General features: G+C 73.1%; 38 protein-coding genes. 3 read left to right on the forward strand and 35 right to left on the reverse strand.

Annotation, left to right across the window (positions count from 1 at the left end):
* Positions 1-119 precede the first annotated feature (119 nt).
* The 7 genes from ACL02T_RS32990 to ACL02T_RS33020 all read right to left on the reverse strand — a co-directional run bounded on the left by ACL02T_RS32990 (position 120) and on the right by ACL02T_RS33020 (position 5,083).
* Positions 120-353 (reverse strand): hypothetical protein, encoded by a 234-nt coding sequence (locus tag ACL02T_RS32990; RefSeq protein ID WP_412834742.1) that lies wholly within the window; start codon positions 351-353, stop codon positions 120-122.
* 257 nt (positions 354-610) lie between these two features.
* On the reverse strand, positions 611-1,192 hold the full coding sequence (locus ACL02T_RS32995; protein ID WP_412834743.1) for a hypothetical protein: 582 nt from the start codon (positions 1,190-1,192) through the stop codon (positions 611-613).
* A 67-nt stretch (positions 1,193-1,259) separates the two neighbouring features.
* On the reverse strand, positions 1,260-1,427 hold the full coding sequence (locus ACL02T_RS33000; protein ID WP_412834744.1) for a hypothetical protein: 168 nt from the start codon (positions 1,425-1,427) through the stop codon (positions 1,260-1,262).
* A gap of 119 nt (positions 1,428-1,546) precedes the next feature.
* Positions 1,547-3,607 carry a cell division protein FtsK gene (locus ACL02T_RS33005; RefSeq protein WP_412834745.1) on the reverse strand — a complete coding sequence of 687 codons (2,061 nt, stop codon included), beginning with the start codon at positions 3,605-3,607 and terminating at the stop codon, positions 1,547-1,549.
* Positions 3,604-3,765 (reverse strand): hypothetical protein, encoded by a 162-nt coding sequence (locus tag ACL02T_RS33010; RefSeq protein WP_412834746.1) that lies wholly within the window; start codon positions 3,763-3,765, stop codon positions 3,604-3,606. The genes ACL02T_RS33005 and ACL02T_RS33010 overlap by 4 nt, the downstream gene beginning before the upstream one ends.
* Positions 3,766-3,782: 17 nt before the next feature.
* Positions 3,783-4,550 carry a DUF2637 domain-containing protein gene (locus tag ACL02T_RS33015; RefSeq protein ID WP_412834747.1) on the reverse strand — a complete coding sequence of 256 codons (768 nt, stop codon included), beginning with the start codon at positions 4,548-4,550 and terminating at the stop codon, positions 3,783-3,785.
* Positions 4,547-5,083 (reverse strand): hypothetical protein, encoded by a 537-nt coding sequence (locus tag ACL02T_RS33020; RefSeq protein ID WP_412834748.1) that lies wholly within the window; start codon positions 5,081-5,083, stop codon positions 4,547-4,549. The genes ACL02T_RS33015 and ACL02T_RS33020 overlap by 4 nt, the downstream gene beginning before the upstream one ends.
* A 90-nt stretch (positions 5,084-5,173) precedes the next feature.
* On the opposite strand from ACL02T_RS33020, the gene ACL02T_RS33025 reads away from it, so the two are divergent.
* A complete protein-coding gene (locus tag ACL02T_RS33025) occupies positions 5,174-5,431 on the forward strand; it encodes a hypothetical protein (RefSeq protein WP_412834749.1) in 258 nt (85 codons plus the stop codon).
* Positions 5,432-5,488: 57 nt separating this feature from the next.
* On the opposite strand, the gene ACL02T_RS33030 is transcribed toward ACL02T_RS33025, so the two are convergent.
* The 23 genes from ACL02T_RS33030 to ACL02T_RS33140 form a co-directional block, all read right to left on the reverse strand.
* Positions 5,489-5,875, reverse strand: coding sequence for a helix-turn-helix domain-containing protein (locus tag ACL02T_RS33030; protein ID WP_412834750.1), 387 nt, complete (start codon positions 5,873-5,875; stop codon positions 5,489-5,491).
* Positions 5,876-5,972: 97 nt separating this feature from the next.
* On the reverse strand, positions 5,973-6,830 hold the full coding sequence (locus ACL02T_RS33035; RefSeq protein WP_412834751.1) for a hypothetical protein: 858 nt from the start codon (positions 6,828-6,830) through the stop codon (positions 5,973-5,975).
* Entirely contained in the window at positions 6,823-7,029 is a 207-nt protein-coding gene (locus ACL02T_RS33040; RefSeq protein ID WP_412834752.1) for a hypothetical protein, read from the reverse strand. The genes ACL02T_RS33035 and ACL02T_RS33040 overlap by 8 nt, the downstream gene beginning before the upstream one ends.
* Positions 7,022-7,273 carry a hypothetical protein gene (locus ACL02T_RS33045; RefSeq protein ID WP_412834753.1) on the reverse strand — a complete coding sequence of 84 codons (252 nt, stop codon included), beginning with the start codon at positions 7,271-7,273 and terminating at the stop codon, positions 7,022-7,024. The genes ACL02T_RS33040 and ACL02T_RS33045 overlap by 8 nt, the downstream gene beginning before the upstream one ends.
* Complete coding sequence (locus ACL02T_RS33050; RefSeq protein ID WP_412834754.1) at positions 7,270-7,689, reverse strand: VRR-NUC domain-containing protein; 420 nt, start codon at positions 7,687-7,689, stop codon at positions 7,270-7,272. Before ACL02T_RS33050 ends, ACL02T_RS33045 begins: the two co-directional genes overlap by 4 nt.
* Entirely contained in the window at positions 7,686-7,955 is a 270-nt protein-coding gene (locus tag ACL02T_RS33055; protein ID WP_412834755.1) for a WhiB family transcriptional regulator, read from the reverse strand. Before ACL02T_RS33055 ends, ACL02T_RS33050 begins: the two co-directional genes overlap by 4 nt.
* Entirely contained in the window at positions 7,952-8,122 is a 171-nt protein-coding gene (locus ACL02T_RS33060; RefSeq protein WP_412834756.1) for a hypothetical protein, read from the reverse strand. The genes ACL02T_RS33055 and ACL02T_RS33060 overlap by 4 nt, the downstream gene beginning before the upstream one ends.
* Positions 8,122-8,340, reverse strand: a complete 219-nt coding sequence (locus ACL02T_RS33065; RefSeq protein ID WP_412834757.1) for a hypothetical protein — start codon at positions 8,338-8,340, stop codon at positions 8,122-8,124. The genes ACL02T_RS33060 and ACL02T_RS33065 overlap by 1 nt, the downstream gene beginning before the upstream one ends.
* On the reverse strand, positions 8,337-9,533 hold the full coding sequence (locus ACL02T_RS33070) for a hypothetical protein (protein WP_412834758.1): 1,197 nt from the start codon (positions 9,531-9,533) through the stop codon (positions 8,337-8,339). Before ACL02T_RS33070 ends, ACL02T_RS33065 begins: the two co-directional genes overlap by 4 nt.
* A complete protein-coding gene (locus ACL02T_RS33075) occupies positions 9,530-9,823 on the reverse strand; it encodes a hypothetical protein (RefSeq protein ID WP_412834759.1) in 294 nt (97 codons plus the stop codon). The genes ACL02T_RS33070 and ACL02T_RS33075 overlap by 4 nt, the downstream gene beginning before the upstream one ends.
* The gene (locus ACL02T_RS33080; protein WP_412834760.1) at positions 9,820-10,197 is read right to left on the reverse strand and encodes a hypothetical protein; all 378 of its coding nucleotides are present in this window, start codon (positions 10,195-10,197) and stop codon (positions 9,820-9,822) included. Before ACL02T_RS33080 ends, ACL02T_RS33075 begins: the two co-directional genes overlap by 4 nt.
* Complete coding sequence (locus tag ACL02T_RS33085; protein WP_412834761.1) at positions 10,194-10,898, reverse strand: hypothetical protein; 705 nt, start codon at positions 10,896-10,898, stop codon at positions 10,194-10,196. Before ACL02T_RS33085 ends, ACL02T_RS33080 begins: the two co-directional genes overlap by 4 nt.
* A 202-nt stretch (positions 10,899-11,100) precedes the next feature.
* Entirely contained in the window at positions 11,101-11,331 is a 231-nt protein-coding gene (locus ACL02T_RS33090; protein ID WP_412834762.1) for a zinc finger domain-containing protein, read from the reverse strand.
* Positions 11,332-11,396: 65 nt separating this feature from the next.
* Positions 11,397-12,137 carry a hypothetical protein gene (locus tag ACL02T_RS33095; RefSeq protein WP_412834763.1) on the reverse strand — a complete coding sequence of 247 codons (741 nt, stop codon included), beginning with the start codon at positions 12,135-12,137 and terminating at the stop codon, positions 11,397-11,399.
* On the reverse strand, positions 12,134-12,415 hold the full coding sequence (locus tag ACL02T_RS33100; RefSeq protein WP_412834764.1) for a hypothetical protein: 282 nt from the start codon (positions 12,413-12,415) through the stop codon (positions 12,134-12,136). The genes ACL02T_RS33095 and ACL02T_RS33100 overlap by 4 nt, the downstream gene beginning before the upstream one ends.
* Entirely contained in the window at positions 12,415-13,353 is a 939-nt protein-coding gene (locus tag ACL02T_RS33105; RefSeq protein ID WP_412834765.1) for a hypothetical protein, read from the reverse strand. The genes ACL02T_RS33100 and ACL02T_RS33105 overlap by 1 nt, the downstream gene beginning before the upstream one ends.
* Positions 13,350-13,532 (reverse strand): hypothetical protein, encoded by a 183-nt coding sequence (locus tag ACL02T_RS33110; protein WP_412834766.1) that lies wholly within the window; start codon positions 13,530-13,532, stop codon positions 13,350-13,352. Before ACL02T_RS33110 ends, ACL02T_RS33105 begins: the two co-directional genes overlap by 4 nt.
* Positions 13,529-14,116, reverse strand: a complete 588-nt coding sequence (locus ACL02T_RS33115) for a hypothetical protein (RefSeq protein ID WP_412834767.1) — start codon at positions 14,114-14,116, stop codon at positions 13,529-13,531. Before ACL02T_RS33115 ends, ACL02T_RS33110 begins: the two co-directional genes overlap by 4 nt.
* Positions 14,113-14,460 (reverse strand): hypothetical protein, encoded by a 348-nt coding sequence (locus ACL02T_RS33120; protein ID WP_412834768.1) that lies wholly within the window; start codon positions 14,458-14,460, stop codon positions 14,113-14,115. Before ACL02T_RS33120 ends, ACL02T_RS33115 begins: the two co-directional genes overlap by 4 nt.
* Positions 14,457-14,840, reverse strand: coding sequence for a hypothetical protein (locus ACL02T_RS33125; protein ID WP_412834769.1), 384 nt, complete (start codon positions 14,838-14,840; stop codon positions 14,457-14,459). The genes ACL02T_RS33120 and ACL02T_RS33125 overlap by 4 nt, the downstream gene beginning before the upstream one ends.
* Positions 14,834-15,049 (reverse strand): hypothetical protein, encoded by a 216-nt coding sequence (locus tag ACL02T_RS33130; RefSeq protein ID WP_412834770.1) that lies wholly within the window; start codon positions 15,047-15,049, stop codon positions 14,834-14,836. The genes ACL02T_RS33125 and ACL02T_RS33130 overlap by 7 nt, the downstream gene beginning before the upstream one ends.
* Positions 15,046-15,528, reverse strand: a complete 483-nt coding sequence (locus ACL02T_RS33135) for a hypothetical protein (protein ID WP_412834771.1) — start codon at positions 15,526-15,528, stop codon at positions 15,046-15,048. Before ACL02T_RS33135 ends, ACL02T_RS33130 begins: the two co-directional genes overlap by 4 nt.
* Before the next feature lie 69 nt (positions 15,529-15,597).
* Complete coding sequence (locus ACL02T_RS33140; RefSeq protein ID WP_412834772.1) at positions 15,598-15,795, reverse strand: helix-turn-helix domain-containing protein; 198 nt, start codon at positions 15,793-15,795, stop codon at positions 15,598-15,600.
* Positions 15,796-15,884: 89 nt separating this feature from the next.
* Between ACL02T_RS33140 and ACL02T_RS33145 the strand changes: the two genes are divergently transcribed.
* Positions 15,885-16,217, forward strand: a complete 333-nt coding sequence (locus ACL02T_RS33145) for a helix-turn-helix transcriptional regulator (RefSeq protein ID WP_412834773.1) — start codon at positions 15,885-15,887, stop codon at positions 16,215-16,217.
* Here ACL02T_RS33145 and msrB read toward each other — a convergent pair.
* Both msrB and ACL02T_RS33155 read right to left on the reverse strand, forming a co-directional pair.
* Positions 16,180-16,629, reverse strand: a complete 450-nt coding sequence (gene msrB, locus ACL02T_RS33150; RefSeq protein WP_412834774.1) for a peptide-methionine (R)-S-oxide reductase MsrB — start codon at positions 16,627-16,629, stop codon at positions 16,180-16,182. The two genes, ACL02T_RS33145 and msrB, sit on opposite strands and share 38 nt — an antisense overlap.
* Positions 16,630-16,711: 82 nt before the next feature.
* Positions 16,712-17,014 carry a hypothetical protein gene (locus tag ACL02T_RS33155; RefSeq protein ID WP_412834775.1) on the reverse strand — a complete coding sequence of 101 codons (303 nt, stop codon included), beginning with the start codon at positions 17,012-17,014 and terminating at the stop codon, positions 16,712-16,714.
* Positions 17,015-17,138: 124 nt separating this feature from the next.
* Between ACL02T_RS33155 and ligD the strand changes: the two genes are divergently transcribed.
* Positions 17,139-18,155, forward strand: a complete 1,017-nt coding sequence (gene ligD, locus ACL02T_RS33160) for a non-homologous end-joining DNA ligase (RefSeq protein WP_412834776.1) — start codon at positions 17,139-17,141, stop codon at positions 18,153-18,155.
* A gap of 78 nt (positions 18,156-18,233) precedes the next feature.
* Here the strand turns inward: ligD and ACL02T_RS33165 are convergent, their stop codons facing one another.
* From ACL02T_RS33165 to ACL02T_RS33175, 3 genes are all read right to left on the reverse strand, one after another.
* Positions 18,234-19,646, reverse strand: coding sequence for an MBL fold metallo-hydrolase (locus ACL02T_RS33165; RefSeq protein WP_412834777.1), 1,413 nt, complete (start codon positions 19,644-19,646; stop codon positions 18,234-18,236).
* A 132-nt stretch (positions 19,647-19,778) separates the two neighbouring features.
* On the reverse strand, positions 19,779-20,174 hold the full coding sequence (locus tag ACL02T_RS33170; protein ID WP_412834778.1) for a DUF302 domain-containing protein: 396 nt from the start codon (positions 20,172-20,174) through the stop codon (positions 19,779-19,781).
* A gap of 294 nt (positions 20,175-20,468) precedes the next feature.
* Positions 20,469-20,591: a hypothetical protein gene (locus tag ACL02T_RS33175; protein WP_412834779.1), complete on the reverse strand. Its 123-nt coding sequence runs from the start codon at positions 20,589-20,591 to the stop codon at positions 20,469-20,471.
* Between the last annotated feature and the right edge of the window lie 745 nt (positions 20,592-21,336).

Consider the following 21,336-nt stretch of genomic DNA (forward strand, 5'->3'; position numbering starts at 1 on the left):
AAAACCGGTCGAAACTCGCGCTCACGCGCGCGACACCCCCCCTGCGTTCGGCGCCCCCCGACGGCCCGGACTTTCCGACCCCCCTACCCGCTGAGGATCGACGAACAGGGCGGATGTGGTCACGCTCCGTACACGCGGCGGCGGCCGAAGGTCTCGCTCGCTGTCTTCACGCCGTGATGATGCGAGCACAAGCCCTGCAAGTTGCTGCGTTCGAACGCGAGCTGCTCGTCACCTCGATGCGGCTTGATGTGGTCAGCGACCGAGCTCGCCTCGCCGCATCCATCCCACGCGCATGCTGGTTCTTCGGACAGCACCTGATCACGCAGTAGTGGCCAGCGCGGATCGTCGTACACCCAACGCCAGCGAGCCGTGGTGTCCCGCTTCGCTGCCTCGTCGGCCTTGGCCTGGCATGCGGTGCATGGCCGTCCTGGTGCGGCGGCCCAGCCTGTGCGGCAGCGGGCACAGCGGGAGGGAGGGCGGCGGGGCAGGGGGACCTCCCCGGGGGGGATCTCCGGTGGGGGAGCACCGGGGGTAGCGAAGCTGGGCACAGCTCCGCCAGGCGGAGTTGTACCACAGTGGTTGGCCCAGATGGGCTATGAGGTGATCACGACTACGCCGGGCGGGTGGCGAAGGCCTTGATGTCGTCGTGCCAGTCGGGGTCGAACAGCGCGGGCCAGGCCAGGCCCATCTTGCTCAGGATGTTCTCCTCGATAGCCGCTGCCAGCTCGTCGAACGTGATTCCTCGGCGGTTGATCCGCGGGCCGCCGGGATGCACGCGCATGTTCAGCTGCCGCGTCGTGATGCCGAAGCGCGTGAGGCCGTGCGCAAGTCCTTCACAGCCGAAGTCCTCGTCGTAGCGGGTGGGGAAGCGTTCGGCCAACCTGCGGACGATCGTGAAGCTGTGCATGCGGCCAGGGGTCTCGTCGCCGCTCGTCCAGACGTCCAGGATGTCGAGGAGCAGGCGTAGATCCGCTGAGGGTGGCGGCGGGGTCGGCGGGAGCGTGGCCTGGGGCCGCCGGTCGGAGACCACCGGCGCCCGCCAGGCCGAGTCGATCGGGATGCGTGCCTCGGTGAGCGCGCCGTGCCAGCGGCCCCTGCACCGGCAGTCGCAGTCGTCGTCGAGGGCGAGCAGACACTGCCCCGTGCACTGCTGCAGGGCGATCAGGGAGGCGGCGGGGACGGTCGCAGGCAAGGGAAGGTGCTCCTTCGGGGGTTAGATGGCTGGGCTTGTATCACGGTCAGCCGACGGTTCCGGGCGCTCACTCGTCGCGGTTCTCGGCCTGATCGCCTCTCCACCACCCGCGCAGCCAGTACACGGCGCGCCGGCGGCCCCTGCTGGTGAAAGGGTCCCAGGCCGCGCGGATCCGGTAGGCGGTGAGGGCCAGCAGTAGCGACGCGGCGGCGAGGGCCAGAAGTGCCCAGATCACGGGATTCTCCGGGGGTCGGGTTCCGATGGTCGACTTGTCTACATCGCTGGTCAGGGGCCTGCGGAAGGTCGACGACCCGGGTCGACCCGTCGACCTTGCATGGTCGACGGGTGTCGACCTCATCCGGCCTCCTGCAGCGGTCCGGACTGGGCTCGGACGACGTCCTCGAGGTCGAACCCGACGAGGTTCTTCCGGCCGCTGCCGTCGGGGTCGTTGCGGTTCATCGCGCGGGTCTTCACGCCGCGCTTCGCGAGGAGCCGGCCGAGGGTGTCGGCGGTGAGCCCGTCGTAGGCCTCGGGGCGCAGAGCGGTGAGCGCGCCGGCGGCGGAGGCGTTCCACATCCAGCCGACGCCTTGGTCGGACATGACCTGGCGGATGTCGTCGAGGAGGTCGACCTTCGCGGCGCGGTCTTCGGCGCGGGCGACGTCCTGGTCGATGGCGTGGCCGGTGAGCCGGCCTGCCTCCTCGCGGAGCTTGCGGGCTCGTTCGCCGATGCGCTTGGCCTGGGTGGCGTCGAGGTTGTAGCTCTTCGCCACGATCGGCTCGTCCTCGACGCCGACGAGCCAGGCGATGCCTTTGTCCTTGGGGGTGAACTCGGTGGCGCGGATGCCGGAGGCGTACATGCCGGAGCCGAGGATCATGTTGTTCGCGTCGGCGTCCATGACGCGTAGGGCGATCCGGATCCCGGCGTTCGCGCTGATCCCGCGGGGGAGGGACTCGGCGTCGGGGCGCTGGGTGGCCTGGATGAGGATCACGCCGAAGGCGCGGCCGAGCCGGATGATGTCGAGGGCGAGCTTGCCGGCTTCCTTGCCGTAGGTCTCGTGGCTGTAGAGGTTCTGGACCTCGTCGAGCAGCACGACCATGGGATGCAGGCCGAGGTCGCGGCGGTTGGCCAGCTCGCGGGTGGTCTTGTTGTTCGGGACGAGCTCGGGGGTCTTGCGGGCGAGCTTCTTGATTTCGATGGAGCGGCGTTCGACTTCGGCGCGGATCGCGCGGAGGTCCTCGAGGCAGCCGCGGGCGGTCTCGTCGTCCTGCCCGGAGCCGTAGGTGTGGGCGACCTGGGCGAGGGCGTCGAGGTCGCCGGAGCCCTTGAGCTCCCAGATCCGCAGCTCGACGGTCGGGTCGAGCGCGACTGCGCAGCCGAGGACGCGCATGGCGCTGGTCTTGCCCTGGCCGGCCATGGAGCCGATCAGGACGTTGTTCTCCATCAGGGTGATGCCGACCTTGCTGCCGCGTTGGTTCGTGCCGTACGGCATGGCGGCGAAGGCGTCGGTGGTGCCGCGCTCGAGTAGGGGGTAGGCGGGCTGTCGGGCGGTGCGGATGTCCTGGAAGCCGACCCAGATGAGCAGGTCGCCGTCGTGCTCGGGGCCCTGGGCGGGCCACACACAGCCGCGGGGGCGGCGCAGGCCGGAGGAGAGCCCGGGGCGGTTGGCCATGACCTGCTGGGCCGTGACGCCGGGGGGCAGGGTGACGCGGGCGAGCCAGCCGGGGCCGTCCTTGATGATCGGGTCCGGCCACTCGAGCGCCGCGTCCTTCTTGAGCACGCTGGGCAGGGAGCGGAGCGCGACTTCAACGGCGTCCTGGCGTAGGACGGGGGCGATGTGCAGCGGGGTGGTCGCCTTGCTGATCAGCGGGGTGGTGCGGGATCGGCCAGCGACGCCGAACCCGATGATCAGGGCTTCGCCGGCGAGCCAGCGCAGGGCGGGGGCCGCGGCGAACACGATGAGGAGCACGAGCAGCAGGACGGCGAAGCCGATCGCGGCGGCGGCGACCGCGCGGTGCCGGATGCGGGCGTTTCGCTCGCGGGCGAGCTGCATGTACTCCTTCACGTCGTCGCGGGCGACGGCGGAGCGGCGCAGGGGCCGCGCCTCGGAGTCGGTGAGGGCGGAGCCGATCGCCTTGACGGTCTGGCCGACGCCGATCGGTGCGCGCTGCATGAGGCGCCACTGGTAGAGCGGGAGGCGGACGAGGTGGAACAGGCCGACGTGCCAGGCGTAGCCGACTGCCCAGCGGACGATCTGGGTGCGCTCGGCCGCGTCGCGGAGCCAGGGCACGATGATGGGCTTCTTCTCGCCCTCGCGACGCGCGGTGATCCGGTCGAACGCGGTGCGCTTCGGCTCGGGGATCTGGTCGACCTGGGCGGGCTCGCCGCCCGGCTGGTCGGGGGTCGTGGTGGTCATCGGATCATGCAGGTCTCGGTGCGGATGACCCCGTAGGGGCTGGGGCGTTCGTCGGTCGAGCAGGTCTGCGCCGGCCGGGTGAGGACGAGGGCGCCGATGATCCCGACGGTCACGACCATGACGACGAACAGGGCGGCCAGGCCGCGCAGGATGGGCATCTCTTCGCTCCGGTACATCAGGCCGCCGGCGCCGCGGCCGGGTCGTCGACGGGCTGGTGGGTGGGGGTGTTGAGGGTGAGGACGGCGGTGGCGCGGCTGCTGCCGATGCCCCAGAGGCGGGCGATGTCGTCGCGCTTGAGCTCGCGGCCGAGTTCGGCCTCGACGCGGCGGACGTCGGCGGCGATCTGGGCGTTGTTCGCCCGCCGGTCGCGGTAGGGCTCACCCGGTTTCGGGGGCCATCCGTGCAGGGCGGCGGCCCAGGGTTCGGCGAGGACGTCGTCGAGCATCGTGAGCCACGGGTCCGGGCGGGCGGAGGTGTCCGGCTGGTGGTCGGGGCCGCGGCCGACGAGGTGGGCGAGGTGGACCAGGCCGCCGAACACGACGGCGGGGACGGCGGCGGCGACGACGGAGGCGATCCAGGGGTCGTCGGGGTTGGCGCGGGAGACGAGGTAGCCGTGGAGGCCGTTCCCGACCACCGTGGTCACGATCGCGGCCCACGCCGCCCGGCGGGCGAAGGTGACGGCCTCGGCGTTCGCGACGCCGCGCAGCCACACCCGGGTGGCGACGAACGCGAACACGTCGACGGTCAGTGGCAGCAGCCAGGCGACCGGGACTCCCGGGCCCGGGCGGTCGGGCTCGCCTGCGGGGGCGAGGGGGATGACGGCGGTGGCGCCGAGGATCCGGGCGAGGTCGGACAGCGCGACGAACGACATGATCGCGGCGGCCGTGCCGACGATGCCGAGGCCGGCCCAGGTGACCCAGTCGCGGTCGCGGGGCTCGGTCACAGCCGTCCTCGCTCTCGCATGGTCGCCGCGTCGCGGCGGATCTGGGTGGAGGCGCGGGAGACGATCCGGCGGGCGTCGCGGGTGGCCTGTCGCTCGAGGTCCCGGCGCTCGCGTGCGGGGATGGCGCGGAGCTCCTTCCGGATGGCGTCGTTGTCGGCGCCCGCGCCGCGCGAGGTGCCGGCGGCGACTGCGCCGGCGCGGAGGAAGGTGACCGCGGCGAGCGGGGTGTCGGGGATGGTGGCCTGGACGAGGCCGCCGTCGTCCCAGATGCGGGCGGAGCGGACCCGGCCGCCGAGGGCGCGGGTCGCGGCGACGTGCCCGGCCTCGTGGGTGGCGATCAGCTTCCCGTCGCGGCCGCCATGCAGGTGGCCGCGCACGGTGGTCGTGCGCCACGCCCCGCCGGCGGGTCGGGCGGTGCGCTTCGTACGGGCCCAGGCGATCACGGCGAGCAGGGCGACGACGAGGGGGCCGTAGCCGGCCGCCCACGCCGCCGCGGCGGCGACCAAGGCGACCAGCAGCGCGCAGAACCTCATGAGGCTCTCCTCTGCGTGTTGATTGGGGATCCGATTCCACGCTAGCGTGGTTTCAATTCCCCATCAACACCGCCCCGATAGGCTCCGGCTGTGACGGGCCAGAGACGCGAGGTGCCAGCCGCATTGGTCCGTTTCCTCGACAACCTCGACAACCTCGACGACCTACCTGTAGACGTCCTGCTCGGCACGTACCGGGAGCTGGAGGAGACGCGCGCCTGGGCACGCCGCGACATAGCCCGCGAGCTGAACCGCCGCGGGTGGTCGTGGCGGCAGATCGGCAAGGCACTCCAGGTGGACCACAAGACGGCCTACGGCTGGGTACACCCGAAGGACACAGACGGCCGCTGAGCAAGCGGCACCACTCGGCCCCGGACGTGAGCGGACGCGCTCGCCGCCGGGGCCGAGCTACGTCCGGGGGGCGGGTCCGATCGTCGCGCGGCGGCGGCGGCGGTCGGCCTGCCACTCGATGAGGTCGCCGAACCGGATCCGGATCCCGTCGGGGGTGCGCACGGTGGGGAGCGGGGGTGTGCGTTCGAGGCGCCAGGTGTCGACGGTGCGGCGGGCTACCTGGGCGAAGTCGGCGACCTGCTCGGGGGTGAGGAGGTCCTCGAGGTCGTAGGCGACGGGCTCCTCGCTGATCCAGGCCTGCCCGAGGTCGCGGAAGGTCTGGTCGAGGTGGGCGACCACCGCGGGGTGGAGCTCGTGCAGGGCGCCGCGGTAGGCGCGGGCGATGCGCCGGTCGCGGTCGCGTGGGGTGTCGGCGGGCCAGGGCCAGGGGTCGGGGCGGGTCACCGGTCGTGTCGGTTGTCGTCGAGGATCGCGGCGAGCAGGACGGCGAGGAGCATGAGCACGCCGACGAACGTGCCGGCCTGGCCGAGCTGGTCGAGCGTCACGAGGCGTGGGCCTGCGCGGGCCGGTGGTCGCAGAGTGTGCCGTTCGGGTCGTCGTGTCGGCGGCCGAGCTCGTCGCACTGGTCGCAGGCGTCGGCGTCATCCAGATCCTGTAGTAGGACCCGCGAGAAGAATTGGATCTTGTTCTCGGGGACCAGTGTCCCGCACGAGGCGCAGTGCCAGTCCGAGTCGCCGTTGTCGCGCTGGAGGGTCTGACAGTCACAGAGGGGGCAGGGCAAGACCGACTGGTGCACGAGGCGGGAGCGGCCGGCGACGCCGATGGCGTGCTGGTGCAGGTTCAGCAGGATCACCGCGCCGTCGGCGCCGTCGAGGTGTGCGACGTCCTCGCGGGTGCCGGTGGGGTCCCAGCGGCGCATCGGGCGGCGGGGGAGGGCGAGGAGGGTGTCGAGGGCCATGGCGAGGTGCTGGGAGTCGCGGCCGACGTCGTAGGCCTCGAGGTGCATGAGCCGGTCGTCGGGGTGCACGGCCTTCGGGACGTCGGGCCGGCGCGGTGGGCGGGTGTTGAGGGCGGCGCGGGTGAGGGTGGCCCACCCGGACAGCTCGCGGTGGATCGCCTCCGCGGTGACGAGCGGCTCGGCGCGCAGCGGCAGGGGTGGGGTCTTGCTGCCGCGCGGACCGGGGCCGGCGGGGGCTGCGAGGGAGGGGCGGGTGAGCATCCGCAGGGCGAGCCACAGCTCGTTGAGCTCGCCCAGGGCGCGGTCGAGGAGCCGGTAGTCGGTGTCGCAGATCCCGGTCGGGGCGTCGAGGGCGGCGCCGAGCCAGCGGGCGCCCTCGAGCTGGCGGCGGGGGCAGCGGGTGCCGCGGCGGCAGCGGTGCGCGGAGGTCTGGTCAGACATCGGTGCGGGGCTCCCTGTTCGATCCGGGGCAGGTGGTGAGGAAGGGGCAGCGCCGGCCCGGGGGGTGCCCGTGCTGGCACGGGCACGGGGTGTCGTGCGGGGCGACGAGCCCGCTGGGGAGCGGCAGGCTCGTCGAGCACCAGCGGCACAGCCCCCGGGCCGGCGCGGGGTCGGGGATGAGGTCGAGCTGGTCAGGCATCGGGGCTCCACAGCTGGCGGCGGGCGCGGCGGCGGGCGCGGGCCGCGGCCGCGGACACGCGGGCGTACCAGGCGGCCGCGGCGAGCAGGGTGACGACGTCGCCGGGTCGGACCGCCCAGCGCCGGCGGGCGGCGGCGGGCCGGAAATGCGGGCACGCTTCCCGGCCGCAGGCGCCGCAGTCGGTGCCGGGGCGGTAGTGCTCGTGTGCGGCCTCGGGGTGGCCGCACCGGCACGCGGTGGTCATCGGGTGGTGGGTCCTTTCGCGAGGCGGGCGAGGACGGCGTCCCAGTCCCTCGGCCGCCAGACGACGGCGATGGGGCCGAGGTGGGTGAGCCAGTCGCGCTGCTCGGGGCGGAGCCGGCCGTCGTCGGTCTTGAGCTCGGCGAGGATCACGTCGCCGTGCCGCGCGAGGAGGAGGTCGGGCGAGCCGATGTCGCCCTGCACGGCGGTGGCCCAGCGGCCGGACGCGGTGCGGGACGGCCGGAAGTGGGTGACCTTCCAGCCGTGCCACTGCGCCGTCGAGATCACCTTCGCGGTGAAGTTCTCCTCGTCGCGGCGCCGCGGCCGGCGTGGCGGGGCCGGCGCGGGGGGCTGCTCGGCCGGTCGGGACAGCGCGGCGAACAGCCCCTGCGACGTGAGCTGGCGGCGGGAGGTGGTCACGAGGCATGCCCGAGCGCGACCCGCTGCGACGGGGTGCGGCCGCCCCAGACGCCGTGCCGGTCGTCCCGGGCCAGGGCGTAGTCGAGGCAGCGGGCCCGGACGGTGCAGCCCCGGCACACGTCGACCGCCGCCGAGTGCGCATCGCGCCGTGGCCGGCCCGGGCCGCCGTCGGGGAACCACAGGTCCGGGTCGGGGTGGCCGCGGCACGCCGCCCGCAGCTTCCACTCCCCGTCGGCGAAGGTCTCCTCGAGGGTCGTGGTCGTCACCCGTCGATCTCCGTTCCCGCGCGGGGGTCGTCGGTGGGGAACAGGCGCCCGCCCGGGCACCCGCCGCCCTCGTCGCGCAGCAGGGTGTGCGGGGGGATCCGGCCACCGCGGGTGGTCTTCAGCTCGCGGTGGCAGTGCGGGCAGTGCTTCAGCTCGTAGGCGCCCATCAGCCCCGGGCCTCCCCGGTGTCCCCCGACGAGGAAGCTTGGAACGGGCAGTCCCGCTTGTGCTGGGCGAAGTAGGTCCGCTCCCACAGCGGCGCCTCCGTGTGCCTCTTGATGTGCGGCAGGCACCGCTTACACCAGTCGGGATCTGACCGCGTGGATCGGCCAAGCTCGGTGCCGCAGCACCCGCAGTAGAGCTGCTCACGCATCGCCTTGGTCATGCCTGAGCCTCCCCGGTGTCCCCCGACGGGGAAGCGGCAGCGGGGCTGACCTCTCCGGTCTCCGGGTCCTCCACGTACGCGCCCGACACAAGCAGCCGGGAGTCGACGTGCTCGGCGTACATCTCGACGTCGACCGCCCACTCCAGGGCGTCGTGCAGCGGGCACGGCTCGGACTCCCCGGCGTGGTCCTCCGGATGCGCCTTGATCTCCTCCACCTCTGCGGTCAGTGAGGCGACGATCCGGGCAGCGTCATACGGGGCGACGTCGTGGTGGCCGTGGTCGACACACCCGAGACGGACCAGAGCCGTTGCGGCGGGCTGCCCGGTGTCCGGGACCGCCCCGGCGCGGCGGCGTTCTAGCTCGCGTTCCATCGCGATCAGCGCGTCCTGCACCTGCTCGGCTGCCGCTCGCAGCTTCGGGTCAACGCGGGCAGCAGCCAGCAGCAACGCGGCCGCCTTGTGCGGCACGGCGGGTGCGCCGGCTTTGTCTGCGGGGGCGCGGTCAGACATGATCGTTCTCTTGTCGGCGTCGGTGTCCCCCGACGAGGGGGCGGCGGGCGCCTGCTGCTGGGCGTGCTCCGCGCACATCTCCAGCGCCTCGTGCTCCCAGCACGCTTCGTCCTCGGTGCATATGCAGCGCCCGGACTGGACGATCTCTCGGCTCTCCTGTGCCCAGGCGTTCCGGTCCTGCCCGATGTCCGGGACCGCCCCGGCGCGCAGGCGAGCGACCTCGGCCAAGAGGTTGTCGTACCGGGCCCAGAACGCGGCGGCCATCGAGCCGGGCACGGCGGCGGGTCGGGAGATCTGCTCGAACTCGTCGGCAAGGCTCGGGTCTGCTTCGGCAGCCGTACGGGCCAGCTCGGCGAGCTCGTCGCGCTCGGCGATCTTCGCCAGGATCTCGGGAGAGCCCCACGTGTGCCCGACGCCGGGGCGGCCGAGGCCGAGCGCCATGCCGATCTCGACCAGCGCCTCGCCCATGCGCTCGTTCGCGTCGATGAAATGCTCTTCCATCTCGTCACGGACGGGGACCAGGCGGACAGCGTCAGCAGGCAGGTCGCGGCGCTCAGCCCAGCCGTGCTGTAACTCCTGCCACCAGTGGCCACCGAACCGACTGATCAGCCCGTAGCCGGCCTCGCTGTCCAGGCTGGGCGACCACCACACGGCGGGCGCGGCTGTGTCTGCGGGGGCGTTCACGAGCGTCCCTCCGCCCGGGCCGCGCCCTTGTTCCAGCGGGCCGCGAACGGGCACGACACGGCGTGGTGGAGGTAGGTGGGCTGGCCGGCGGCGCGGTACCCAGCGGCGGCGCGTGGGGTGAGCACGGCGGCGATCTGGGTGCCGGAGCCGCGCTCGTAGAGGGCGACGTTCCCGCGCGGGGACGGCTGCGCGTCGAGCGGGGTCGCCGTGCCGGAGCGGGCGGACCGCGGCCAGATGATCGGGGCCTGGCACTCGTTGCAGGGCTTCGCCTGCAGGTTCCCGACCATCATCGCTGGGCCTCGCCGCGCAGCTCGGCGGCGATCGCGCCGAGCTCGTCGAGTCGTGCCACCACCGCCTCCGTGCTGTCCCCGCATTGACCGATGTGAGTCCGCACGTTCTCGATTCGACCGGCCAAGGCCCGCGTGATGTCGGTTCCGAGCTCCGGGACCTCCGGGTTGTGGACCATTTGGAGGGGGCCGTACGCCACGAGCAGCCCCGTCCAGCTGTAGGGCGCGGGTCCGCCGAAGATCCCGGTCTCGCCGGTGGCCCCGGCGGCCAGCCAGTGCTTCATGCCCCGCAGGAGCTGCCAGGCCCTGCCGGTCTTGTCGAGCACGACCGACCCAACGGGAGGTTCCGGCGGCGTCGAGGCTGCGAGGATGCTCATGCCTGCCCCTCCGAGCCGCGGACCAGGACTGCGTCGTCGGCGAAGGCGGCAGCGGCGGCCGGGTCTTCGCGTTCGGCGTCGAAGATCGAGGCGTCGCGGTAGACGTCGGCGGCGGTGTCGGGGTCGTCGAGGGGGTGGGCGATCTCGCGGCGGATCTCGTCAGCGAGGTGGCGGGCGCCGGTGGCGGCGAGCTTGCGGCGTTCGGCGGCGTGGTCGGCGACGGCGTCGAGGTTCACGCCCCAGCGGCGGAGGGTGTCGGTCGCGATGAGCTGGGTGCCGGCGATCTGGGCGGCCTCGAGCTCGTCGAGGACGGTCTGGCGGATCGCGCCGGCGAGTAGGGGGTAGATCGCGGCGATGCCGGCGGCGGCCTGTTCGCGGCGCTGGGCGAGCTGGTGGGCGAAGGTGTCGTGGTAGGGCGGGGCGGCGGCGAGTTTGACGAGGTCGACGTGGGAGAGCTCGGTGAGCGGCCCGCCGCGGTTGCCGTAGAACGCGTGGAGGAACACGTCGGCGAGGGCGTCCCCGTCTTCGGCCGCCAGGGCGGGCGGGGTGGTCGCGTCGGCGTCGAGCAGCTCCCGGTTGACCTTCCAGGTCGTGGTGGTCGGGTCGGCGAGTCCGGTGATCGTGCCGACGTTGGCCGAGTGGATCGCGATGTCCTGGTCGTCGTCGGCGAGTGTGTGCTCGCTGGTGGTCGAGAGGCTCACTGGTGTGCTCCGTTCTTCCTCGTCCTGGCGTAGTTGGCCCAGGTCTGGGTGTGGGGTCGGGCGGGCTCGTCGGGGTTGGGGTTGTGGGTGATGGCGGTGGTGAGGGCGAGCGCGATGAGCGCGGCCCAGGGGTGTCCGGCGAGGGTGAGTCCGCCGAACGCGGTGCCGCAGGCGAAGAGGGCGGCGTGGTGGGGGGCGGGGATCAGGCGTGCGAGCGCTGCTCGGGTGGTGGTGAGGCGGCTCGTCGGGCGCGGATCCGGCCGGGGTGCGCTGGGGCGCGGACGAGGGGTTGGCCGGTCGGATGGGTGCAGGTGGAGCCGCTCGGTGCATGGCAGTCCGGGCAGGGGACGGTCTGGGCGTCCTCCCGCTCGCAGAGCCACTCCAGGCGGTGCCGGTCGCGGGTCTGGGCTCGGGTGGGCCGGCTGCTGGTCATCGTGGTCGCCTCCTGCGGGGACGACGACGGGGAGGACCTGCACATCTTCGCAGATGAACAGCTGCTCAGGCACTGACCTTCTCCGGGTTTCGGCTGGTCGAGACGGTTGGGTGGTCGCATCGGGTCGGCGGGTGGACGGGTTGGCCGGCTGGGCCGAGGACCCAGTCGCGGTCGTGGCAGTCCGGGCATCGAGGCTGGCCGCGGTCGGGCCGGGGCCGGTTGCGCATCTGCTCACGAACGGCGGCGATGCCGCGCCGGTTCGTTTCGAGCTGCTCGTCGGTGAGCGCTCGTGGGTCGCTCGGGGCGACGTCCGGGTCGGCCGGAGGGCCGTCAGGCCCGGCACGGCCCCCGGGGGGTCCCGAAGAATGAGGGACCCCGGGTCGGGTAGACGGGGACTCCCCCGGGGCGTCCCCAGGGGACTCCCTTGGGACTCCCGCGGGATTCGCGGGGGGACGGGCGTTGGCGGTGCGTCGCTTCTTCGCGAGAGCGGCGCGGGCCTTGCGCTTCTTCTCCGCGTCCTTGGCCCGGTCGGCGAGGACCTTCTCCTTGGACGGGTTGTACTCGAGCCAGTCGTGGAACTGGAAACCTCCGCGGGTTCGCGTCCACATCCCGCGACGAATCAGCTCCTCCGTCGCCTTCCCCGGGTCGTCGCAGAGGCGGGCGGGCAGGGTGGACGGCACGAACCCATCGGTGAGGTTCTGTGCGGCCCACGAGCCGGCGCGCGTCCACAACGCCACAGCAGCGTCGGAGGCGTCGAACATCTTGGGGTGGGAGTGGAACCCGTCGTCGATCTTGAACCAGGTCACGGGTCTACTTCCTGAAGTGCTGGGATTGCCCGCCACGCCAATAGGAGTCGCGGGTGAGCGCCGCCGGGGACCATGGCCGCGGCGACAGTGGCCAGCGCCCAGCCGGCCTCAGCGGGATCCGCGCCGCGCGCGGAGACGACAGCCTCGGCGTGGGCGCGGATCTCCGCGGTCCTGGCCGCGTCGCCGGCGTAGACGGCGTCGGCGAGCGCGGTGACGAGAGGGACGAGCTCGTCGGTCAGGGGGTCCCCGGTCAGCGACTGATCCGGCGCGATCGTCATCAGGCACCGGCCGGGCCCTCGTCGCCGTCCTCGTCGGCGTCCTGGCCCTCGTCCTGCTCGGCGGGCTTCTCCGGTCCGGCCTGGCCTTCCTCCTGGCCGGCCTCTCCGGCGCTCTCGGTGCCCTCCAGGAGCTTCGCGATGAGGCCGTCGACGTCGAACTCAAGCTGGTCCGGGCGGCGCTCCTCGGCTGGCCTCTCGGGCTGCTCGGCGGGCTGCCAGCGCTTGTGGTCGAGGTCGGGTGGGAAGAGGTCGGCGTCGGGTCGCTGCTCGTCGTAGCCGGTGGTCGAGGGGATTGCGGGGGCGAGGATGCCGCGGTAGGCCTCGCCGATCTGCACGAGCTGCGGGTGGAACTGGTGGGACCGGAACAGCCGCAACAGTTCGCCGCGCCGCTTGGCCACCGTGAGGAACGGCGCCAGGTCGCTCGACATGTAGTGCGTGATCGGCTGGGCACCGACGACGCGCCCGTCGAGGTCCCGGTACTCCTCGGCGAACTCACACGCGAGCAGCCGATAGACGCTGGGGGCGGGGAAGTCGCTCGCGTCGCCCTCGCCGAAGGTCAGGCGGACCCCGTCGTCGATGAGGTTGGGGTCCTCGCGGATCTCGACCTCGCCGCCGCCGGCGTGGATCTCGACGGCGTGGAGGTTCTTCTTGTCCTTCCCCCGGGCGGCCTTGAACACGGTGACGACCGACCGGACGTCGCGCCGAGCCCAGAGGGTCGGGGCGACCAGCTGCCCGGCGCACGGCGCGTAGGTGTGGCCCGCGATCCGGCGGGTGGTGGAGATCCCGGCGAGCAGCTCGAGCGCACCGGGCTCCGACCCGTGGTTGCCCCGGGCGGTGTGCAGCAGGATCCCGCCGATCGCGCCGGCGTCCGAGTCGGCGTGCGTGGTCTGCAGCAGGTCGGCGAGCACGCCGAGCAGGTGCGAGGTCAGGATCCTCACCAGGCGACCGCAATCGAGGTGATGAGCGACCCGTTGCTGTTGGCGCCGAAGCGGGTCCGGACGCGGACCTCGGCCTCAGCAGGCGCCAGGTCCTGCAGCTTGGCGAGCGCCGACGCGAGCTCCTCGAGGTGCATCCCATGCTTCGGCTCGGCCGCCGTGACGACGATGGTGTTCTTCATCCGCCCATCTCCTTCTTCCACGCCCGCACGTCGGCGAGCGGCAGGTCCAGTTCGGCCGCGACGACGGCGGCCGGGACGCCGGCGGCGAGGAGTTCCTCGGCGGCGTCCCGGCAGGCGTGTTGCGTGGGCTTCTCCGGTGCCGGTGGGGCCGGCTGCGGGGTGTCGAGGTCGACGGGGTCCCCGACGACGGCGGCCGCGGGCACCGTCTTGCGTGTCCCCGGTCGCGCGGCCGCCGTCGTCTTCACCGCCCGGCGGGCACGTCGAGGCGGTGAGCTGGCGGCGGGAGAAGTAGCGCCGCCAGGGGCCCGGTCGTCGACGTCGACCACCGTCACGGAGGGGTGGGGGGAGCCCTCCAAGACGTCGACGACCGGGGGAACGGGAGCGGCCGGGGCCGGCGCGGTGGCCGGCCCCTCGCCGCGGGGGACACCCCGACGGGCGGGGCTGATCGTGGAGCTGCGAACCCACTCGGCGATCGCGGACGCAGCGTCCCCGACGAGCTGCTGCGCGTCGAGCGGGCCCACCGGGTAGACGCCCTCGACCTTCACCAGTAGCTCGCCGCTGGTGATCGTGGCCGTGCACCTCATGGTGCGGCCGGTGAGACGGTCTTGCGGGGCCGGTAGGCGGGCATCGCGCGGGTCCGGTCGAGCTGCTCACCGGGCTCCGGGGCGGCGTGGCGGGACTCGGCCCGCTCCGGCGGCCGCGGGGCCCGGGCGGGGCGCAGGGTCGCCGGGGCGAGCATCGCCGGCGGCATCGGCGCCGGAGCGGCCGGGGGCTGCTGCTCGTCGCGGTCGGCGCGGCGCTTCTCGCGGCGGCCGATCACGGCGATCAGGGCCCAGGTCGCGAACACGACGAGGGCGAACGCGACCCAGGCGGCGATCGCGCCTGCGGTGAAGCCGCCCCACCAGGCGATGGCGTCGGTGTCGCTCACTGGGGACCTCCGAGGGTTTCGCAGACGAGGCCGATGACGTGGCCGTGGACCTTGGTGGCGACCTCGCGGGTCGCGGCGAGGCGGACCTGCCCGTCGAGGGCGCCGCCGGTGACGCGGGTCGACCAGACCAGCGGGGCCCGGTCCGGGTCGGGCTCGGCGCGGAGGTCGGTGCCGGCCCACTCGGTCGTGATCGTGACCCAGCCGGCGCCGGTCCACTCCGGCCCGAACGAGGTGCGGTCGAGGCGGCGGTAGTCGGCGTCGGCGTACAACGAGCGCCACTCCCAGCCCTCGAGGGGGATCCCGTCGGCGTCCCAGTAGCGGCCCGGGCCGAGCGCGGCGGCCAGGACGTGCTCGAGCACGGAGGCCTTCGCGGTCACCATCCGGACACCACCATCAGCGGCGGGACGGCGAGCAGCACGCCGAGGAGCAGCGCGGCGTGGAGAGTGGAGGCGACGAACCGGGCGGTCTCGCCGTGCGGGCGGGAGCGGCGGGCGATGTCCCGGGCGGACTGCGACACCCGGGACGGGGCACCGCGGCGCCGGCGGCGGTGTGCGCCGACGTGCCCGGCGGCCGGGGCGAGGGCGGTCACAGCGACGTCTCCAGCTCCGGCACGAACGGGACGGCGGGGGTCGCCGGGCGCTCGGTCGGGGCAACGGTCGACACGACGAGGCGGACCGTGCCGCCGACGCCGAACGAGATGACGCAGGAGTCGAACCCGGGGCCGGTGAAGCGGGCCGGGGCGACGGACGCCCCGAGGTCCTCCGCGGCGGCGAGCACGGCCGCGCGGCGCTCGTCGTCGAGGATCGGGACGGACAGGTTGTCGACCTGCAGCCGCAGCAGCTCGGCCAGCTGCGGGTGCTCGCGGACGAGGACGGCGAGCGCCTCGAGACCGGCGGCGACGTCGCCGGCGATGGCGAGCTGCGCCTGCTCCTCGGCGTGGGCCAGCTCCTCGGCGGTGGCCGGGTCGAACCAGCCGGCGGCCTCGCTCTCCGCGATGGCTTGGTCGACGGCCTCGTCGACCGGCGCGACGGCCGGGAACGAGCCGGTCGGGGCGTGCTCGGTTACCATGACGGCACCTCTTTCGGGGTTCTTCGGGGTCGCGCCGGCCAGGGCGCGGCCCCGCTTTCGTGTCCGGGTTCAGGAGGACGCGGCCAGCAGCTGGCGCACGTCGCGGTATCGGAAGCGGCGGTGACCGCCGGGGGTCCGGACTGCGGTGACCTTCTCGGCATCGGCCCAGTTGCGCAGCGTGTTCGCCGCGACGCCGAGAACGCGTGCGGCCTCGGACAGCGACAACATGTCGTCGTCCTCGTGGCGATGGGCAGTGGGCTCGCTCATGGCCCAGGAAGATAGCAATAGCCACCGCAGAGTCAACGCCGACCCGCCGCCTCTAGGCGAGAAACCTAACTATTGCTATCGTCGGTGGCATGACGACTGACGCCGCGGAGACTCGACTCCCGAAGTGGTCGCTGGCGGATCGGCTACGGAAGGTGCGCCGTGATGAGGCGCAGCTAGGCCAGACGGAGTTCGCAGCTGCGCTCGGTGTCGGGCGCCAGGCCTACTCGAGCTGGGAGGCTGGGACGGCGAAGCCGCGCGACCTCATCACCGTGGCCGAGAAGGTGTCGGAGGTGACTGGTGTTCCTGCGTGGTGGATCCTCGGCCTGAACACAGCGCCGCCGGCGCCCGAGGGGACGCCGGCGGCGGGTGGTGCTGACGAGCTGGCTACTCGACGGGCTGCAACTGCAGACAAATCGAGTTGATGCAGTAGCGCAGGTCCGTGGGCGTGGGGTAGCCCTCGCCCTCGAACACATGGCCCAGGTGGCTGTGGCAGGCCGCGCACAGCACCTCGACCCGCCGCATGCCGAGCGAGGTGTCCGCCCGCTCGATCACGGCGGCGTCCGCCGGCGCGTAGAAGGACGGCCACCCGCAGTGCGACTCGAACTTGGTCTCGCTGCGGAACAGCTCGGCGCCGCAGGCACGGCACTTGTAGACGCCGACGGTCTTCGTGTCGGTGTACTCACCCACGAAGGGCCGCTCGGTGCCCGCCTGCCGCAGTACCTGGTACTCGGCGGGGCTGAGCCGGGCCCGCCACTCCTCGTCGGACCTCACGACGGTCGGTGCCGGCTCCTGCGCCGCCTCGGGCGCTCCGGACTCCCTGCTGAACAGACCCATGGCATCACGCTCATCCTTCCCGGCACGGGGTGCCTCCCCGTCCAACGCAGGAGCACGCCCGGATGTTTCGGGTCGGCGGACCCTAGGGGCCCACCACGACGACGAGCGCGTTGCCGACCACCCACGCCACGCCCACGAGGAGCAGCACCACGACGAGCACGGCCGCCCAGTACCGGCCGCCCTGGGCCCGGTTCGCCGCCTCGGCGAAGTCCCGCACGCCGTCGAGGTAGCCCTCGACCGTGAACGAGGGCCGGTCGCGCTGCATCCGGTCCAGGTGCTGGGCGAAGGCGCGCGCCTCGGGGTCCGCCGGATCGAGCCCGACGAGGTCGTCGTCGAAGCGATGCGCCCACGCAGGCTCCCGGTGGCGCGGCTCCGGAGGGGTCATGTCCCGAGCGTAGCGCCGCGAACCCGCTCGTCGGCGCGGTCTGCCGGCCACGTCTCGGGAGGCCGGCACCTGGTCGCCGCCGCGACGAGGGGATTTCGTCGGCCGGCCCCGGTAGGTTGCGCCCATGGCGTCGAAGACGGTCGAGCTGGTGCCGGTCCCGGGTCCCGAGGGCACCCGGGAGGTGCGCCTGACCAGCCCGGACAAGGTGATCTTCCCGGCGCTCGGGATCACCAAGCGCGAGGTCGTCGAGTACTACCTCGCGGTCTCCGGCCCGATGATCGAGGTGCTGCAGGACCGGCCGACCAACCTCAAGCGATATCCCGACGGCGTGGCGGGCGAACCGTTCTTCGCCAAGCGGCTGCCGAAGGGGGCACCGGAGTGGGTGCGCACCGCGCGGGTCACCTTCCCGAGCGGGCGCACGGCGGACACGTTCGCACCGTCGGAGCCCGCGGCCCTCGCCTGGGCCGCGAACATGGGCACCCTCGACTTCCACCCGTGGCCGGTCCGGGCGCCGGACACCGACCACCCGGACGAGCTGCGCATCGACCTCGACCCGCAGCCGGGTACGGGCTTCGCCGACGCGGTGACCGTCGCCGGCGTGCTCCGGGAGGTGCTCGCCGAGGCCGGCCTCACCGGGTGGCCCAAGACCTCGGGCGGGCGGGGACTCCACGTGTCCGCGCCGATCCGCCCGGAGTGGGACTTCGTCCAGGTGCGCCGCGCCGTCATCTCGATCGCCCGCCGTGTCGCCGACCGGATCCCGGACAAGGCGACGGTGGCGTGGTGGAAGGAGGAGCGGGGCGAGCGGGTCTTCCTCGACTACAACCAGGCGGCACGGGACCGCACCATCGCGTCGGCCTGGTCGGTCCGTGGCCTGCCCGGGGCGACCGTGTCGATGCCACTCAGCTGGGAGTCGCTACCGGAGGTCGCCCCCGGGGACTTCACCCTGCGCACCGTGCCGGGGCTGCTCGCCGAGCGCGGCCACCCGCACGCGGACATGGGGCGCGAGCGGGGCGGCTGCGAGCAGGCCCTCGAGTGGTACGAGCAGGACGGACTGGGCGAGATGCCCTACCCGCCGGAGTACCCGAAGATGCCGGACGAGCCGATGCGGGTGCAGCCTTCGCGGGCGCGAAGGGCGGACTGACGCGACCGCCGAGGTCCTGGGCAGGCCGAGGAGCAGGACGACGGCCGGGGCCTGCTCAGGCTGCGGGGGGGTGGCGGGTCAGGCGTCGGGCTCCTCGGTGTGCAGGCCGGCGTCGCTGGCGTGGGCGTAGCTGTCGTCGATCAGGACGAGGTCGCGACCGGGCCGGTCGAGGATCGACGCGGCGATCGAGGAGCGGTAGCCGGAGCCGCAGTAGACCCACACCTCCCCGTCGGGGACCTCGTCGCTCCGTCGGGCGATCTCGTGGATCGGGATGTGCATCGAGCCGCGGACCCCGCCCTCGGCGCGCTCGTCCTCGCGACGGGTGTCGAGCACGGTGAACTCCCCGGACCGCTTCGCCACGGCATCGGCGAGGCCGGCGAAGTCGCTGACCCGGTAGGAGCGCAGCGGCTGACCGTCGGCGAGCCGCTCGATGTCGCCGTGGGCCATGCCGGTGAGCCGGTCGATGCCGATCCGCACGAGCTGGCGCCGCGCGTCGGCGACCTGCTCGGCCGACTCCCCGATCAGGGTCAGCGGGGCGCCCCAGGGGTAGAGCCAGCCCAGGTAGGGCAGGAAGGTGGTGGACAGCTCGAACCCGAGCGAGCCGGTGAGGTGCCCCGCGGCGAAGGCGCTGCGGTCGCGCAGATCGACGACCCATTCTCCGGCCTCGAGCCGGCGGCGCAGCTCGGCCGGGTCGACGAGCTCGGGTAGGGACAGGTCGACCGGGTCGGGGCCCTGGCGGTTGATCGGGCTCATGTGGGCGTAGTAGGCCGGGAAGGCGGTCAACCCGGCGATCAGGGTGTCGACGTAGTCCTGCTCGTCGCGGGTGAGCGCGGGGTTGGTCTCGGCCTGCGCGCCGACGGTGGAGGCATCGGGGCTGGCCGGGGTGGCCGAGCAGAAGCTGCCGAACCCGTGGGTCGGGTAGACCGGGGTGCGGGCGGGCAGTTCGGCGGCCAGCCGGCGTACGGAGTGGTACTGGGCGCGGGTGAGTTGCTCGGTGTCCTCGGGGCGCACCAGGTCGGTGCGGCCGGTGGCGCCGTAGAGCATCGAGCCGCCGGTGAACACCCCGTGCACCTGCCCGTCGGCGTCCTGCAGGACGTAGCTGACGTGGTGGTGGGTGTGCCCGGGGGTGTGCAGCACCCGCAGCCGCAGCCGGCCGGCCTCGACGAGGTCGCCGTCGCGGACCGGGTGGTACGCGAAGTCCAGCTCGTCGCCGGTCGCGAGGACGTAGGTCGCACCGGCGGCGCGGGCCAGCTCGAGCCCGCCGGAGACGTAGTCGTTGTGCACGTGGGTCTCCATCACGTGCGACAGCCGCAGCCCGCGCTCGTCGAGCAGACCGGTGACCCGGTCGATGTCGCGCTGCGGGTCCACCACGACGGCGGTCTCGCCGTCGTCGACCAGATAGCTGCGGTCCCCCAAACCGGCGGTCTCGATCGTCTCGACCCGGAACTGCGCCCGGTCCGCCTCGCCGGTGGTGTCGGTCGTCTCGCTCATCGGCTCCTCACTTCCCTCTCCCGCAAAGCCCGTGACGTTCGGGTCTGCGGTGTTCGCGTCGGGCTCCGACCAGGGCGTTCGGCAGGGCGCGCCGGCCGGGAGGTACGGGGTTCGGCCGTGTCCGTGTTCGGCTCAGTGCCGGAGGGACTCCAGGACGACGCCCATCCGCCGGTCGGCCTCGTCGGCGATCGGGGCGAGGTCGGGGTCGTCGATCACGCCGGCCAGCAGCTGCGGGTTCATCAGCTGCACCATCGTGCCGGTACCGTCGGTCGTCGCGCGAACGGCGACGTTGCACGGCAGCAGAACCCCGACGCGGCGGTCGACCTCCAGGGCCCGTTCGGCGAGCTCGGGGTTGCACGCGCCGAGGATGACGAAGTCCTCGATGTCGACGCCGCGCTTCTGCTTCATCGTCGCCGTCATGTCGATCTCGGTCAGCACCCCGAAACCCTGCCCGGCCAGGGCCTCCCGGACCCGGGGGACGACCTCGTCGTACGGCTGGTCGAGCGTGATGGTGCGGGCGACGTCCATCCGGTGCTCCTCTCTGCGTGACGGCAACTCGCTCTCCTCGGGTGCACCGAGGACATGCCTACCCGGTACGCCCGGGGGTACACGCAACGGACGCCGGCCGGTGACTCGAGCCGTGCCGCGCGGGTCCCGGGCTCGGGACGTGCGTGGCGTACCCCTGGGGGTATAACGCCGCGGGCTGGTTCCCTGTTCCGGCGCGCACTGGCAACACTCGCTCTGCAGACCGGGAAGAACCGTCGTACCGGCCCGCGCGAGGACCGGATCGGGGTCCGGCGGCGCCGGGAGGAGCAGTCCACCTCAGGCGCAGCGTTCGAACGCGGGCACGTGGTCGTCCAGGGAGGCCGCGCGTGGTCCCTCGAGGACCCGCTCGACGTGGGGATACGCCTCGACGTGCGGGACGAGTTCGTCGTGGAGCCGCACGTCGCCTCCTCGGCGGCGACATCCGCGGCGCAGGGGCGGCCGCGCGGGTGGTCGGTGCCGGTCGGTCGACCCGGCGGCGCACCGGCCGGGAGGGCGATGTGGGTGCGCTGCACCCGGCGGTCGCCTCCGCGCTGCACCGGACGGAAGAGGCGCACCCTGGCCGTCGAGGCGACGGTTCAACTCAGGTTCGCTGTCGCCCTGTAGTCCGCCCACCGTCTCGAGGAACGCCGGTGGGGCGTCCAGGCGTGGAGACCTGGTGGTCGTGCGGTGAGGTGCGCCCGCCCGCGCGCCCCGGCCAGGGCTTCCGGGATGCTCGCCCCGCGTGGTGGACGTGCGGTGGATGGGCAGCGAGGTCGGCGAGGCACGCGCTCCCAGCTCGTCGGCACGGCATCGTGGTCGAGAATGTGAGCGCCGTCATGACGCCCGAGATCTGGCGTCAACCTGGCCGGCGCCGCGGTGCGCAGCGCCGTGACCTGCACATTCGGCTCGTTTTCGGGATGGGGACCCCCGTTTTGCAGTCGCCGGCCGGGGCGTGTAACTTTCTCGTCGTCAGCGAGACGCCGGACAGAACGAGCCCCTGGGGTTCGGTCAACAGGCCCGCTGGCCGCCCCCCGAGCTGGACCCCCCTGGATTCTTGTGGATCTGTGTGGGTGTACGGTGGGGAATGCCCCGGAAGTTCTCCGTCAGGTGAGCCATGGTGTGCGGGTGTCTTTTGAGAACTCAACAGTGTGTCGAGCTAGTATTA

The sequence above is a fragment of the Pseudonocardia oceanicola genome, assembly GCF_047200735.1.
GTDB lineage: Bacteria > Actinomycetota > Actinomycetes > Mycobacteriales > Pseudonocardiaceae > Pseudonocardia.

What these genes read in the sequence shown, in the direction of transcription:
- ACL02T_RS33125 (WP_412834769.1), bottom strand. Translation starts at nt 14,840, where the DNA reads ATGGTGACCGCGAAGGCCTCCGTGCTCGAGCACGTCCTGGCCGCCGCG.
- ACL02T_RS33010 (WP_412834746.1), bottom strand. Translation starts at nt 3,765, where the DNA reads ATGCCCATCCTGCGCGGCCTGGCCGCCCTGTTCGTCGTCATGGTCGTG.
- ACL02T_RS33020 (WP_412834748.1), bottom strand. Translation starts at nt 5,083, where the DNA reads ATGAGGTTCTGCGCGCTGCTGGTCGCCTTGGTCGCCGCCGCGGCGGCG.
- ACL02T_RS33170 (WP_412834778.1), bottom strand. Translation starts at nt 20,174, where the DNA reads ATGGACGTCGCCCGCACCATCACGCTCGACCAGCCGTACGACGAGGTC.
- ACL02T_RS33035 (WP_412834751.1), bottom strand. Translation starts at nt 6,830, where the DNA reads ATGTCTGACCAGACCTCCGCGCACCGCTGCCGCCGCGGCACCCGCTGC.
- ACL02T_RS33080 (WP_412834760.1), bottom strand. Translation starts at nt 10,197, where the DNA reads ATGAGCATCCTCGCAGCCTCGACGCCGCCGGAACCTCCCGTTGGGTCG.
- ACL02T_RS33045 (WP_412834753.1), bottom strand. Translation starts at nt 7,273, where the DNA reads ATGACCACCGCGTGCCGGTGCGGCCACCCCGAGGCCGCACACGAGCAC.
- ACL02T_RS33110 (WP_412834766.1), bottom strand. Translation starts at nt 13,532, where the DNA reads ATGAAGAACACCATCGTCGTCACGGCGGCCGAGCCGAAGCATGGGATG.
- ligD (WP_412834776.1), top strand. Translation starts at nt 17,139, where the DNA reads ATGGCGTCGAAGACGGTCGAGCTGGTGCCGGTCCCGGGTCCCGAGGGC.
- ACL02T_RS33155 (WP_412834775.1), bottom strand. Translation starts at nt 17,014, where the DNA reads ATGACCCCTCCGGAGCCGCGCCACCGGGAGCCTGCGTGGGCGCATCGC.
- ACL02T_RS33090 (WP_412834762.1), bottom strand. Translation starts at nt 11,331, where the DNA reads ATGACCAGCAGCCGGCCCACCCGAGCCCAGACCCGCGACCGGCACCGC.
- ACL02T_RS33075 (WP_412834759.1), bottom strand. Translation starts at nt 9,823, where the DNA reads ATGATGGTCGGGAACCTGCAGGCGAAGCCCTGCAACGAGTGCCAGGCC.
- ACL02T_RS33135 (WP_412834771.1), bottom strand. Translation starts at nt 15,528, where the DNA reads ATGGTAACCGAGCACGCCCCGACCGGCTCGTTCCCGGCCGTCGCGCCG.
- msrB (WP_412834774.1), bottom strand. Translation starts at nt 16,629, where the DNA reads ATGGGTCTGTTCAGCAGGGAGTCCGGAGCGCCCGAGGCGGCGCAGGAG.
- ACL02T_RS33065 (WP_412834757.1), bottom strand. Translation starts at nt 8,340, where the DNA reads ATGACCAAGGCGATGCGTGAGCAGCTCTACTGCGGGTGCTGCGGCACC.
- ACL02T_RS33040 (WP_412834752.1), bottom strand. Translation starts at nt 7,029, where the DNA reads ATGCCTGACCAGCTCGACCTCATCCCCGACCCCGCGCCGGCCCGGGGG.
- ACL02T_RS33115 (WP_412834767.1), bottom strand. Translation starts at nt 14,116, where the DNA reads ATGAGGTGCACGGCCACGATCACCAGCGGCGAGCTACTGGTGAAGGTC.
- ACL02T_RS33100 (WP_412834764.1), bottom strand. Translation starts at nt 12,415, where the DNA reads ATGACGATCGCGCCGGATCAGTCGCTGACCGGGGACCCCCTGACCGAC.
- ACL02T_RS33165 (WP_412834777.1), bottom strand. Translation starts at nt 19,646, where the DNA reads ATGAGCGAGACGACCGACACCACCGGCGAGGCGGACCGGGCGCAGTTC.
- ACL02T_RS33140 (WP_412834772.1), bottom strand. Translation starts at nt 15,795, where the DNA reads ATGAGCGAGCCCACTGCCCATCGCCACGAGGACGACGACATGTTGTCG.
- ACL02T_RS33060 (WP_412834756.1), bottom strand. Translation starts at nt 8,122, where the DNA reads ATGGGCGCCTACGAGCTGAAGCACTGCCCGCACTGCCACCGCGAGCTG.
- ACL02T_RS33145 (WP_412834773.1), top strand. Translation starts at nt 15,885, where the DNA reads ATGACGACTGACGCCGCGGAGACTCGACTCCCGAAGTGGTCGCTGGCG.
- ACL02T_RS33005 (WP_412834745.1), bottom strand. Translation starts at nt 3,607, where the DNA reads ATGACCACCACGACCCCCGACCAGCCGGGCGGCGAGCCCGCCCAGGTC.